The following is a 12,705-nucleotide window of genomic DNA, read 5'->3' on the forward strand; positions in this document are numbered from 1 at the left end:
GGAGGGAGCAAAAGCCCCCCTGCTTGTTGCAACACATGCGGAGGTTCCCTCCGCGTGGTTGCATCCGCTTTATAAGGGGGGTTGGGGGGGTAAACCAACCGAAAACGAAGTCTAGCGGACTTGTACTTGTGTACACACCGTAGACCTTTATGGTGGAGATATTAGATTTACAAACATCGATCGAGAGTAGTTCGCGAAATTAGCGATCGACAAGACCGCACAGAGATCTACTCCTCACTGAAGGGTTCAAATTCTTCTATTTCTTCTGTTTCTTCTGTTTCTTCTATTTCAGCTATTTCCTCCATGTTTGTTGGTAATAATTCTAATTGCGTCGATTCAACTTCAGCTTCTGCCGACTCGTCAGTGAGTGACTCGGTGGCGGCTTCAGACATCATGCTGGTGACGGTGACTAGATCGATTTGCTGGCGATAATAGTCTACACTCTTGACTTGGACTTCGACGCGATCGCCCAAACGATATGAGGTGCGATTTTTGCGTCCGACTAGGCAAGCATAGCGGGGGCGAAATTCGTACCAGTCATCTTTGAGCGAGCTGACGTGGACTAAGCCTTCGACGAGCGAGTCTTCGATTTCGACGAAGAACCCGTAAGATTGGACGCCTGTAATTAAGCCTTGGAAGATGTCGCCAGTCCGCGCTTTCATCTTTTCGGCTTTTTGTAACCCCGCGAGATCGTTTTCGGCATCTTGGGCGATTTTAGTGCGATCGTTGAGATGGGCGATCGTGCCTGCAATTTGCGTCTCTAGTTCTTGTTGAACCGTTGGCGTGAGCACGTTCCAAGTAATTTGGCCGTGACAGGTAGTGCTACCTAAATTGACTATTTCTTTGGCGCGGGAGGTTTTGCGATCGCGTCCGTTGGCAAAGATTTCGTGCAGTACGCGCTGGACTACGATATCGGGATAGCGATGTAGTGGCGAGACTGCGTGGGTATATCCATTTTCGATCGCCAGTCCAAAGTGGGTACCGGGGCTGGTACTATATACGGTGGTTTTGAGCAGGGACTTAAATAGATAGTTGAGTACCTGCGGCACTGGCGATTGGGGGAATTGCAGGCTCAGACGTTGTAAATCGGCGACGCTGACTTCGGTTTCGACTTCACCTTCAAAATTTAAGCCCAGATTGATCGCGAGCTTGATCGTATCGTTGACTTCGACTAGTTCGGGATTGTGTTGGACGGCATAAATCCCTGGTACCTGGAGAGCTTGGAGATGGACGGCGATCGCATAGTTGGCCATTACCATCACATCAGTGAGCAGGGATTGTGGATCGTCGAGGAAGATGACTCCCAATCGTCCTTCATCGGCAAAGGGGGCTTGCTTTTGGATCAGATCTACTTCCAGACCGCCCCTAGATCGCCGCTGCGCTCTGAAAGCTGGGGCGATGACGTTCCAGATCGGTTTGATGATTTCAACAGTTTGAGGTTCGATTTCGGTGGCTTCGTCTGCCAATACTGTGGCAATCTGGTTGGGATCGAGCAACCAATCCAATCTGATGCGGCTCGGCTGAATATTAAATTCGATCGATTCACCGCGCTCGTTGAGGGATAAAAATACCGAAATTGCCAGTCGTTCGGCTCCAGGGACGAAGCCACACGTCTGATGGACGGCAGCAGGTAATAAGGGGATGGTATTTTCGCCTAAAAATACTGCCGTGCCGCGCTTTCTGGCTTCGCGATCGAGTCTGTCGTCGGCGGTAATATAGCTAGCAATGTCGGCAATATGGACGCCCAATCGCCAGATCTCACCATCTAAATGTTCGATCGTCAATGCGCTATCGGTAGGTGCGGATAGCGCGCTGACGGCAATTGTCGGTAAATGGGTCAGATCTACGCGTTTATCGGCGATCGGATCTTTAAATCCTCTAGCAATATTCGCCGCCGCAGTTTCGACTGCTGCGGTAAATGTCTGGTGCAGATCGTGTTTGCAAGTCACGATATCGATATCTGCTGCCGATTCGGCTGTGGTACCTAGTACTCTAGCCACTTTACCGATCGGTAATTCTTGACCGATGGCATGACGCAACACATCAACGTGGACGAGATAATCGAGAATTTCATCGAGATCGATCCGCTCGTGTCCGTTATTGGGACTATCCCCATTATTGGTCACTGCCAACTCAAATAACAATCGATCGTCCAAGGGAATCGCTCGATAGTCGCCTGTTTCCAACCGTTTGACTTTGGCCAAAACTGAAGGATTGGCGCGTTCTAAAATTAGCTTGACAGAGCCTTCGGGACTGCGCCGTCGCGTCCCTTCTTTGATGACCTCAATCAAGACGCGATCGCCATTCCAGGCATTGCTGAGGTGACTTTCGCGAATGTAAATATCATCCGCGCTCTCCTCATCCTGGATAGCAAAGCAAAAACCCTTACTCGAACAGCGGAGTTTTGCCTCCACAATTTGGTCTGTTACTTCGCGCCGATATTTCCCCTTTTCTTTTGTCAAGATGCCAATTTTTTCGAGCAAATCTAACGCCAGATCCAATTGCTCGACACTCGACGGGGTTTCACAACCTAATTTCTTTTCTAATATTTTTGGGGTAACTAACTTCTCAGAACTAACATGCGACAGCAGCGTGGCGATCGAAAATTCCATATAGTTTAATTTACCTCCACCCAGGGACATATTCATTTATTAAATTTGTAGTACTGCTAATTTACGACATACTAGGCAAAGGTTCTCTTAATGACAATTTTAGCAATAGTAAACGATCGGGATGTGGGCTGGTTATACTTGACAGATGGCTGTGGTTGTTAGACCAATGGATTTCGATTTACTACATATTGCCAAACATTCGACTAGACCGGGATCGCCGACTAGGATCGAGCGCAACTTCCAACTCAAAGATCGATATCTAAATAATTATTGCTAACTAACGATCGACCTGTAAATTTTTAGTCCGAAGCATTGGCATCGCCCCGATAATAAGAGCTTCGATTGCCACTCCAGCGAAGCGTTTCCGCATTTCTAAGTGTGAAAACCTCAGAAAATTTGCTCGTGGAGATGCGACAGCAGATAAAGTCGCACGCAAGTTTCTTCAACATACGCTTGGCATCGCAACGCGAAACTTGATAATACAGCCGATTCCTGACACGATATTGACTATTTTTGCTGTAACTCTACTCAGAGGTTGCAGTTATTTTGTGCATCGTTTGGACTCGTCAAATTTCGAGCTTCTGCGCTCTCATCAATATCAGTGTTGGTTACACTCTTTTTGCTCCTCCATCTTCGAGAGATCGAGTAAGTCGATCGCACAATTGTTTGATGGTGGTTGCTAAAGTCAGTAACATCATCACTGGCAGCGATGGCCGTAATTAATGCTTATCTCTATAATATTACCCCCGAATGTCATTTCTAATACCATTTCGATCGAACGGGTCTGAGAAATCACGATTTTGGGAAGCGGGATCGAATGCTAACTTCGATCGATGTGTCGGCGAGCGACGATGCTGCTCAGAAATTTTGGATTAAAACACTTATCTCTCCTTTAATTCATCTTTGTTAATTTCAATTTGTGCCTGCTGTACATCTCCAATGCCGAGTCGCTTGACAGATTATGGTAATTACCACCATAATATAGTAAAGCTATTTTGAATGAATTCAATGAATCTAACCACCGTCCAAACCGACCGAGATCGAGTGCTATCACAGTCGATATCATCCTTATCCATAGGGGGTTGCGGCTTATTGACCGACCTGTATCAACTCACGATGACCGCTTGTTATGTCGGCGAATCGATCGAGCGATCGGCAGCTAGTTTCGAGTTGTTTGTGCGAAAATTACCAAAAGGCTTTGGCTATCTGATCGCCATGGGTTTAGCTCAAGCCTTGGAATATCTCGAAAGCTTGCAGTTTAGCTCCACCCACATTGCCGCACTTCAAGCCACTGGGGTTTTTAAAAACGCCCCCGACAGATTTTGGGAACTACTCGCCACCGCCAAATTTACTGGCGATGTGTGGGCTGTACCCGAAGGTACGGCTGTCTTTGCAAACGAACCGATTCTGCGAATTGAAGCCCCATTATGGCAAGCACAGCTCGTCGAAACTTACCTACTCAATACCATCAACTACCAAACCCTGATTGCCACCAGAGCAGCCAGAATTCGGGATGTCGCAGGTGCAGATGCTACTTTGCTCGAATTCGGTACTAGGCGGGCTTTTAGCCCGCAGGCGTCAATCTGGGCGGCACGAGCGGCAATTGCTGGGGGATTGGATACTACTTCCAACGTTTTGGCTGCTCTAAAATTGGGGTATCAACCCAGCGGTACGATGGCACATTCGTTAGTTATGGCAATCGGCGCACTTGAAGGTAGCGAGCAGGCGGCATTTACGGCTTTCGATCGATATTTTCCTGGCGCACCATTACTTATCGATACTTACGATCCGATCGCAGCAGCAACAGGTTTAGCTACACGAGTAGCAGCAGGAGAAATCGAGCTATCGGGAATTCGCTTAGACTCTGGAGATTTGATTGCTTTATCTAAGCAAGTTAATTCTATTTTACCAAATGTCGAAATTTTTGCTAGTGGCGATTTGGATGAATGGGAAATTGCCAAATTGCGATCGGCAAATGCCCCAATCTCTGGTTATGGTTTGGGAACTAAGTTAGTTACAGGCAGTCCCGTCAATGGAGTCTACAAACTAGTAGAAATCGAAAATCTGCCTACGATGAAAAAATCTCCAGAGAAAATGACATATCCAGGTAGAAAACAGATTTTTAGACAAGTTCGGGATGGACAGTTTACTGAAGATATATTAGGTTTAGCTAATGAAGGCACCGGACTATTACAACTAGTGATGAGCGAAGGAGAACGCTTGAAATCTGACGACTCTTTACCAGCAATTAGGGAACATACCGACGCTAATGTTGCTAGTTTGTCCAGAGAAATTAGAGATATTAATTATACAGGCACTGCACCAGTTAATATTTCACCAGCACTAGCAGAAATAACTCAAAGTTTGATGACTCCAAGTTAACATAGTCGATTGACTTCGGTGCATTATATCAGCGTTGGTGCGTTACGCTGTCGCGATAACACACCCTACTATCTAATTCCTATTCACTATCCACTATCCACTATTCACTATTCACTAATTTAGATGAAAGTCGCCTTATTTGGAACCAGTGCCGATCCGCCGACGATCGCACATCAAGATATCATTCGATGGTTGGCATCGCAACAATTCGAGCGAGTAGCAATTTGGGCAGCAGATAACCCATTTAAAGCACATGGAGCGACTCTAGAACAGCGATCGCAGATGCTAGAGTTATTAATTCAAGAGATCGAGCCACCACTGAGCCAACACGTTCGAGTGTATCGCAAATTAAGTAGCAAGCGGACGATCGAAAGTCTAATTATCGCTCAAAAGATTTGGGTAGGTGCTGAATTTATTTTGACAGTTGGTGCCGATTTAATTCCCCAATTGCCACGGTGGTATCAAGCTAGCGAGCTACTAAATCAAGTCAAGCTTTTAATCGTACCACGTACCGGAAATAGCATCGAGCAAATCGATCTTCAAAGACTCACAGATTTAGGCGCAAAATTTGAAATCGCACCATTATCGACACCCATTATTTCTTCATCTGCAATTCGGAATAATCACACTACTCAAGGCGTATCGCCACAAGTAGCGAACTATATTCAGCAACATCACTTATATTCTCTAATCGATGACTCCCGTGACAGAGCGAAACTCAAGTAAACAGACACTGGCTGATTTTAAAGTCGGTGTAGACAATGCCATCTTCTCGATCGACACTCAACAAAATCGCTTATTAATATTATTAGTCATGCGCCATGACGAACCCTATTTGGGCTATTGGTGTTTGCCTGGTACCCTAGTCAGAAATGGCGAAACATTAGAAACTGCTGCCGATCGAATCTTAGCCGAAAAAATCAAAGTCGATAATTTATATCTCGAACAATTATATACTTTTGGTGGCCCCGGACGCGATCCGCGCGAAGCCGCCGATCGTTATGACGTGCGATATTTATCTGTCAGTTATTTTGCCTTAGTTAGATACGAAGCCGCCGAACTAATCGCCACAGGCGTTGGGGGAATTGCTTGGTATCCGATCGACAAATTACCCGATCTCGCCTTCGATCATCGCCAAATTATCGAATACGGACATCAACGCCTTCGCAATAAATTGGAGTACAGCCCGATCGCCTTTGATGTGTTGCCAGAACTATTTACACTCAGCGATATTTATCAATTATACACCACAGTTCTAGGCGAGCATTTCTCCGACTACTCGAATTTTCGCAATCGCTTAATTAAGCTCAAGTTTCTCGAAGATACAGGTATCAAGTCCTCTCGCGGTAGCGGACGTCCGGCTAGTTTGTATCGCTTCGATCCAGTTGCGTTCGCGCCATTGAAAGATAAGCCTTTATTGTTTGTATAAAATCCACTTATTGTTAGATCGGAATGTATGTAGTAAGTATATTGAAGTTAGACTTTATCTGTGAGCTGTATATTCCTTTATCATTGAAAATAGAAGGCTATGAATATGGAAATTATTATCTTAGATGTGGCGATAGCCACTCGCTCCTTGAATTAGGAATATCTCGTGAAAATGGGATGCTAGTATCGATTACGCTTGTCATAGCAGCTAACTACTCTGTTGGTCAAATGCCATTGCTCCCAGACGAGATCGAAAAGGGATTACCACTATTCGATCTAGCTCTGTGGAAAGGAGATAGATGCAAAGATATTAATAATCCAGTTGATTTAGTTTTCATCGATACTAATGCAGTTTTGTTAATTATAGATAAAAATCTAAAAGCCAAAAAAGTCCTCTGGAGCGAAAATCTAAAATTCGCTATCTCCGATGGTTATCCATGTTGGCTATTAGTCGATAATTTAACTGACGAGCAAATAACTCATTTAAAAAATGAAATCTCTCACATAACGCAAGTCGAACAAATTATGTATTAACAAACTAAATATCCTTTTCCAGTATCTATAACTATAAATATGTTCGTTACTAATACGTTAAAATTAAATTTATATATCGATCGAGATATTCCATTGTCATTGCAAGTCGAGAGATTCGATCGACAGGCAGATCGCATTGGTTATTTTTCTAAATATTCATTGGTGTTAGACGATATCGATCGCGAGTGTGAAGAAATTTATCTCAATTATTGCGATCGCGATTCATTACTCGAATTGGGTATGTCTACACAGACTGGGATGTTGACATCAATTAACCTCGTACAGATATCTAAATGGGATGTCGGAAATCTACCACTCGTTCCCGACCGTACTGTACTAGGATTACCTGTATTCGATATAAAATTATGGGTTAAAAAACAATATATTGAGATCGAAGGTGCAGTTAAATTACTCATCGTCGAGCGATCGGTAGTAATAATTTTAGATGAAACCAGAACGGCAGATCGGGCTTCGATTAATGAAAAATTAATTTTTGGATTTGCCGATGGTTATCCATGTTGGATTATAGTTGAAAATCTAAATAGCGAACAGATAGACCATATAAAAAATACTATCGATCGACAGGTGCCGATTCTTTAATGTCCTAAACGAATTTATAGACTTCCAGAGAGCGGGTTTGTTCTATATCTCTAGTGCCGTCGTTATCAGTTGCCTAAACCCGCTCCTACAGATCTAAAAATATTACTATCTCTGCGTCCTCTGTGTCTCTGCGGTTAAAAAATAAACATTATGAAAATAGCCCTAGCCCAACTCAATCCTACCGTCGGCGACTTAAAAGGTAACGCCCAACAGATTTTAAAAACTGCCCAACAGGTAGCTACCCAAGGTGTAAATCTCCTACTCACACCAGAACTTTCCTTGTGTGGCTATCCACCGCGAGATTTATTGCTAAATGCTAATTTTATCGCGGATATGGAGCGAGAACTGCAACAACTTGCCCGCGATTTGCCGCCAGAATTATATGTATCGATCGGACTAGCTACCGCCAATCCCGATGCTATTATTACAGGTGGTAAACCCTTATTTAATAGTATTGCGATCTTGGTTGCTGGTAAAGTCCAAAATATCTTCCACAAGCGACTGTTACCGACTTATGATGTGTTTGACGAAAATCGTTATTTCACACCCGGCAGCGAGGCAAATTACTTCATCTTAGATGGCATTAAGATTGGGGTGACAGTTTGCGAAGATCTCTGGAATGATGAAGAATTTTGGGGCAAACGCAGTTATCTAGTCAACCCGATCGCGGAATTAGCCAAACTGGATATCGATCTATCGATCAATTTGTCGGCATCACCATATAGTGTGGGCAAACAGAATATTCGATCGGCAATGCTCAAACATGCTGCAATTAAGTACGATCGAGCGGTATTATATGTCAATCAAATTGGTGCCAATGACGATCTGATTTTTGATGGTTGTAGCTTGGGGTTCGATCGATCGGGAGAATTAGTCTGTCGGGGTAAATCGTTCGATCGAGACTTAATTATCGTCGAATTCGATAAATCTAAACAAGATTTAAAAACAGCTACAATTCAACCCCAACCAGATTGTGCCGATGCTGAAATTTGGCAAGCATTAGTATTAGGCGTTCGCGACTATATTCACAAATGTGGTTTTCAAAAAGCAATATTAGGATTGAGCGGCGGTATCGATTCGGCACTAGTCGCCGCAATTGCCGCTGAAGCTCTCGGAGCCGATAACGTTTTAGGCGTATTGATGCCTTCGACTTATAGCTCGTCACACTCAGTCACCGATGCACTTGCCTTAGCTGCTAATTTAGGAATTAAGACAGAAACTATCCCCATCGGCGACTTAATGCAGGGATTCGATCGAACGTTAGAGTCGCAGTTTAAAGGGACAGAATTTGGACTGGCTGAAGAGAATATCCAGTCGCGAATTCGCGGTACATTACTGATGTCGATGTCCAATAAATTTGGATATCTACTACTCTCGACTGGTAATAAATCCGAGATGGCTGTCGGTTACTGTACGCTTTATGGCGATATGAATGGTGGTTTAGCAGTTATCGCCGACGTACCTAAAATGCGGGTATTTTCGATCTGTAAATGGTTGAATCGAGAACGAGAAATTATCCCAATTAATATTATTACTAAACCCCCCAGTGCCGAACTCAAACCAGGACAAGTAGACCAAGATTCTCTACCACCTTATGAAATATTAGATGCTATTTTAGACGCGATCGTCTGCGAACATCAATCGGCTCAACAAATTATCGATCGCGGTTACGATCCACAAGTAGTCGCTAAAATAACTAGACTGGTAAAAATTGCCGAATTCAAACGCCGTCAAGCTCCCCCAGGTTTGAAAATCACCGATCGCGCCTTCGGTACTGGCTGGCGGATGCCGATCGCGTCAGCGTTACGTTAGCAGCTCGCTTGTAAATAAGAAAGTTATTGACAGAACGTTTCTATTGGTCGTATATTAGGTAGCATTATGAGTAGCATTAAACAATATAGCGTGAAAATATCCATTTCATTGCCCAACGAACTAGTGCGGTATATCGATGAACGAGTAGATAACCGTAGCCAATTAATTGAATCTTTGCTGTCAGCTTGGCAGAGAAAACAGCAAAAACAAGCAATGCTCTCGGCGTGCTTGGCTTTAGACGAACAGACATCGATAGAGGACGAGGAATGGCAACAAGCAGCAATTACCGATTGGGAAGTATTTGGTTAGTTAACTTTGACCCTTCCATTGGTACTGAAATTCGCAAAACTCGTCCGGCGATTATTGTTTCTGGTACTCTATTTAACCAGCGACGCAAGGTAACTGTGCTACCCATTACATCTAGTGTTCCAGATAGTAGACTGCTACCTGTGGTTGTCCCGCTCGAACCGGATTCGAGTAATGGCTTAAATACCGATAGCTTTATTGTTTGTATCGATCCCACGACTTTTGATAAACGGCGGTTGGTGAAGCATTTAGGATTATTGAATATCGATAAAGTACGTCAAGTTCAATCGATTTTACGATCTTATTTAGAACTAGATTCTGTGGATAATGAATTGGAAGATGTAGAGGATCTTTTTAACTAAGGAATGAGGATTTAATAATATACATATCTGCATTCCTAAGTAGGTAGGTGCAATAAGTCTCTACCCTGCTATATCTTCATTCAAAAAGCCTCTTCAAAACGCACAGAACCCCGACTTTGAGAGAAGTCGGGGTTCTTGAAGATATCTATTTCTAACCTAAAATCGCTTTAAGAGCTGGTTGGAGCGTGGGATATTGAAACTCAAAGCCTTGCCCTAGCGTGTGGGTAGGGACGACTTGCTGTCCTTGCAAAACGACGATCGCGCCTTCGCCTAACATGGCTTCGAGGGCAAAATTGGGGACGGGCAACCAGGAGGGGCGATTCATGACGGTGCCTAATGTCTGGGCGAAACCTGCCATCGTGACAGGGTTGGGTGCGGTGGCATTGTAGACGCCCTGCATTTGAGTGTCGTTGATAGCTTGAATTATCAACTTGACGACATCATCGCGGTGTATCCACGAAAACCACTGCTTGCCACTACCGATCGGGCCGCCGACAAAAGCACTAAATGGTGCTAACATCTTGCCAAGCGCGCCACCATTTTCGCCCAAAACTATTCCCAAGCGGGCGATAACTAATCGGGTGCCACTAGCAGTTACCGCTTGAGCGGCTGCTTCCCACTTGGTGCATACTTCGGCCAAAAAATCCGTTCCCGCTGGACTATTTTCGTTAAATTTATCAGTTTCGCTGGTGCCATAATAGCCGATCGCAGAGGCACTCACGAGGACAGAAGGTTTGACGCTGGCGGCGGCAATTGCTTCGACGATTTTTTGAGTCCCAATTTGCCGACTTTCTAGAATCGTGCGTTTTTGCTCTGGCGTCCAGCGTTTTTCGGCGATCGGTTCTCCTGCTAAATTAACCACAGCATCGCAGCCAGAGATCGACTCTTGCCACGCCCCCGATTTGAGGGGACTATAGCCGACTACCTGCGCTTGGGGAAAGCGGTTACTTGCCTGCTGGGGACTCCGAGTCAGCACGACAATTTGATGTCCCTGTGCTTGGAGGAGTTCGACTAACCGACTGCCTACAAATCCAGTAGCTCCCGCGATCGCAATCTTCATGCTGTATTTACATTAATAATTATTCTCCTTGATTTTCGCACTTATACCTGAGATTTTCTACCGCACCCGACAAGCTGCGATCCCATTCTTTTGGGATGCCTGAAAGCCCAGAAGCACTGCTTTAGCGCGCTGTTCGGGCGTACCGTGATGTTGGCGATTATTAAATTCGTAATCGCCAACTTGATAGGCGATTTCAGCAATTTCCTCGATATCCTGGCGATCGAAAGTCACATTTGGCATCGCACCCATATAATAACCCGCCATGCAGTCGGCTTGGAGTTCGATCGCGGTAATATTACTCGGTCTAAATCCGCCGACTGTTTGTGCTGCATGGGCATATTCATGGGCGAGGATGTAAGCTAATGCCGCATCCCCATATTTATAAGCCATCTGAATATGTTGCTGGGTAATATAAATCGTATTGTTACGGGTACAGTAGAGACTGCCACCGATCCGTCCGCAGGGACTAGAGACACCATTAGGCACATTCCATCTCACTTTCGGATTCGATCGGGTCGTATCCACTTGCCGCAATCCCAAATATACAGCTTTGAGAACCACTTCTGGCCCAAGTTGGTTTGCATGGAGTGGCGCGTGAGTGGCAATCGTGATAACAAAGGCAAGGCTAACGCGAGTGAGGAATTTCCCCAGGTTCATATGGGTGTAGGGGTGGATGAGTGGATGGGTGGATGGGTGGATGAGTGGATGGGTAAGGGGTAATGGGTAATGGGTAATGGGTAATGGGTAAGGGGTAATGGGTAATGGGTAATGGGTAATGGGTAATGGGTAACCGCTTACTCCAGTGTCTATTCACTACCCACTATCCACTATTCACTATCCACTATTCCCTACTCTTAAGAATAAATTCCGCGATCGCGAGATCGACTGGAGTGGTGATTTTGAGGTTGGTTTCTTCGCCAGGGACGATGGTGACGGGGAGACTGCATTTTTCAAATAATGCGGCGTCGTCAGTTACTTCCCAGCCGAGATCGCGTCCTTTGTCGTGACAGGCTTTGAGCAGTTTGACCTCAAATCCTTGGGGCGTTTGAGCTGCCCACAGATTGGATCTGTCGGGGGTATCGACAACGATGCCCGTATTATCTACAACTTTAATTGTATCTTTTACGGTAACGGCGGCAATTAATCCCGGACAGGTGGCAAGGATGGCGGCACATCGATCGAGTAAATCTGGTGTCGCTAGGCATCTGGCTCCATCGTGAATTAATACTCGCTCTGCTGCATCTGGCAAGCCCTGCAAGCCGTTATAAACGGATTCTTGCCTCGTCGAGCCACCTTGGATAAATTGGACGGGTTTGGAGATAAATATGTTGCTGAGAATATTTTCGAGATCGGATCGATCTTCTGGCTGTCCGATAATGCCAATCCAGCTAATCGATGCTGCATTTTCGGCAGCAATTAACGTCCAAGCGAGTAAAGGCTTGCCAAGTAGGGTAATTAGGAGCTTATTGCGATCGCTCCCCATCCGTTTACCCATGCCAGCGGCGGGAATTAATAAGTGCATATAGGGGGTAGAGGGTAGGCTTTAGGCTTTAGGCTTTAGGCTTTAGGCTTTAGGCTTTAGGCTTTAGAACTGCGTTCTCTATTCTCT

12 protein-coding genes are annotated in these 12,705 nt (G+C 45.0%); 8 read left to right on the forward strand and 4 right to left on the reverse strand.

Features of this window, described 5'->3' with window-relative positions:
- Positions 1-227: 227 nt before the first annotated feature.
- On the reverse strand, positions 228-2,642 hold the full coding sequence (locus tag C7B77_RS12045; RefSeq protein WP_106304660.1) for a ribonuclease R family protein: 2,415 nt from the start codon (positions 2,640-2,642) through the stop codon (positions 228-230).
- Positions 2,643-3,620: 978 nt separating this feature from the next.
- On the opposite strand from C7B77_RS12045, the gene C7B77_RS12050 reads away from it, so the two are divergent.
- The 8 genes from C7B77_RS12050 to C7B77_RS12085 all read left to right on the forward strand — a co-directional run bounded on the left by C7B77_RS12050 (position 3,621) and on the right by C7B77_RS12085 (position 10,036).
- On the forward strand, positions 3,621-4,994 hold the full coding sequence (locus C7B77_RS12050; RefSeq protein ID WP_219892122.1) for a nicotinate phosphoribosyltransferase: 1,374 nt from the start codon (positions 3,621-3,623) through the stop codon (positions 4,992-4,994).
- Positions 4,995-5,117: 123 nt separating this feature from the next.
- Positions 5,118-5,720, forward strand: a complete 603-nt coding sequence (locus C7B77_RS12055; protein ID WP_106304666.1) for a nicotinate-nucleotide adenylyltransferase — start codon at positions 5,118-5,120, stop codon at positions 5,718-5,720.
- Positions 5,689-6,423 carry an NUDIX hydrolase gene (locus C7B77_RS12060; RefSeq protein WP_106304669.1) on the forward strand — a complete coding sequence of 245 codons (735 nt, stop codon included), beginning with the start codon at positions 5,689-5,691 and terminating at the stop codon, positions 6,421-6,423. Before C7B77_RS12055 ends, C7B77_RS12060 begins: the two co-directional genes overlap by 32 nt.
- Before the next feature lie 83 nt (positions 6,424-6,506).
- On the forward strand, positions 6,507-6,956 hold the full coding sequence (locus C7B77_RS12065) for a hypothetical protein (RefSeq protein WP_146138287.1): 450 nt from the start codon (positions 6,507-6,509) through the stop codon (positions 6,954-6,956).
- A 39-nt stretch (positions 6,957-6,995) separates the two neighbouring features.
- The gene (locus C7B77_RS12070; protein WP_106304675.1) at positions 6,996-7,556 is read left to right on the forward strand and encodes a hypothetical protein; all 561 of its coding nucleotides are present in this window, start codon (positions 6,996-6,998) and stop codon (positions 7,554-7,556) included.
- Between the two features lie 150 nt (positions 7,557-7,706).
- Entirely contained in the window at positions 7,707-9,368 is a 1,662-nt protein-coding gene (locus C7B77_RS12075; protein ID WP_106304678.1) for an NAD+ synthase, read from the forward strand.
- Between the two features lie 66 nt (positions 9,369-9,434).
- Positions 9,435-9,677, forward strand: coding sequence for a ribbon-helix-helix domain-containing protein (locus tag C7B77_RS12080; protein WP_106304681.1), 243 nt, complete (start codon positions 9,435-9,437; stop codon positions 9,675-9,677).
- Entirely contained in the window at positions 9,635-10,036 is a 402-nt protein-coding gene (locus C7B77_RS12085; RefSeq protein ID WP_181243830.1) for a type II toxin-antitoxin system PemK/MazF family toxin, read from the forward strand. The genes C7B77_RS12080 and C7B77_RS12085 overlap by 43 nt, the downstream gene beginning before the upstream one ends.
- Positions 10,037-10,187: 151 nt before the next feature.
- Here C7B77_RS12085 and thyD read toward each other — a convergent pair whose 3' ends face one another.
- The 3 genes from thyD to ispD all read right to left on the reverse strand — a co-directional run bounded on the left by thyD (position 10,188) and on the right by ispD (position 12,618).
- Positions 10,188-11,096 carry a thylakoid membrane protein ThyD gene (thyD, locus tag C7B77_RS12090; RefSeq protein WP_106304686.1) on the reverse strand — a complete coding sequence of 303 codons (909 nt, stop codon included), beginning with the start codon at positions 11,094-11,096 and terminating at the stop codon, positions 10,188-10,190.
- 57 nt (positions 11,097-11,153) lie between these two features.
- A complete protein-coding gene (locus C7B77_RS12095) occupies positions 11,154-11,753 on the reverse strand; it encodes a neutral zinc metallopeptidase (protein WP_106304689.1) in 600 nt (199 codons plus the stop codon).
- A gap of 184 nt (positions 11,754-11,937) precedes the next feature.
- Positions 11,938-12,618 (reverse strand): 2-C-methyl-D-erythritol 4-phosphate cytidylyltransferase, encoded by a 681-nt coding sequence (gene ispD / locus C7B77_RS12105; RefSeq protein WP_106304695.1) that lies wholly within the window; start codon positions 12,616-12,618, stop codon positions 11,938-11,940.
- Positions 12,619-12,705 lie beyond the last annotated feature (87 nt).

It is taken from the genome of Chamaesiphon polymorphus CCALA 037 (genome assembly GCF_003003845.1).
Taxonomy (GTDB): domain Bacteria; phylum Cyanobacteriota; class Cyanobacteriia; order Cyanobacteriales; family Chamaesiphonaceae; genus Chamaesiphon; species Chamaesiphon polymorphus.

Bases quoted from the DNA above. Each gene is read 5' to 3' on its own strand.
- C7B77_RS12045 (WP_106304660.1), bottom strand. From the start codon at position 2,642: ATGTCCCTGGGTGGAGGTAAATTAAACTATATGGAATTTTCGATCGCC.
- C7B77_RS12050 (WP_219892122.1), top strand. From the start codon at position 3,621: ATGAATCTAACCACCGTCCAAACCGACCGAGATCGAGTGCTATCACAG.
- C7B77_RS12055 (WP_106304666.1), top strand. From the start codon at position 5,118: ATGAAAGTCGCCTTATTTGGAACCAGTGCCGATCCGCCGACGATCGCA.
- C7B77_RS12060 (WP_106304669.1), top strand. From the start codon at position 5,689: ATGACTCCCGTGACAGAGCGAAACTCAAGTAAACAGACACTGGCTGAT.
- C7B77_RS12070 (WP_106304675.1), top strand. From the start codon at position 6,996: ATGTTCGTTACTAATACGTTAAAATTAAATTTATATATCGATCGAGAT.
- C7B77_RS12075 (WP_106304678.1), top strand. From the start codon at position 7,707: ATGAAAATAGCCCTAGCCCAACTCAATCCTACCGTCGGCGACTTAAAA.
- C7B77_RS12080 (WP_106304681.1), top strand. From the start codon at position 9,435: ATGAGTAGCATTAAACAATATAGCGTGAAAATATCCATTTCATTGCCC.
- C7B77_RS12085 (WP_181243830.1), top strand. From the start codon at position 9,635: ATGGCAACAAGCAGCAATTACCGATTGGGAAGTATTTGGTTAGTTAAC.
- thyD (WP_106304686.1), bottom strand. From the start codon at position 11,096: ATGAAGATTGCGATCGCGGGAGCTACTGGATTTGTAGGCAGTCGGTTA.
- C7B77_RS12095 (WP_106304689.1), bottom strand. From the start codon at position 11,753: ATGAACCTGGGGAAATTCCTCACTCGCGTTAGCCTTGCCTTTGTTATC.
- ispD (WP_106304695.1), bottom strand. From the start codon at position 12,618: ATGCACTTATTAATTCCCGCCGCTGGCATGGGTAAACGGATGGGGAGC.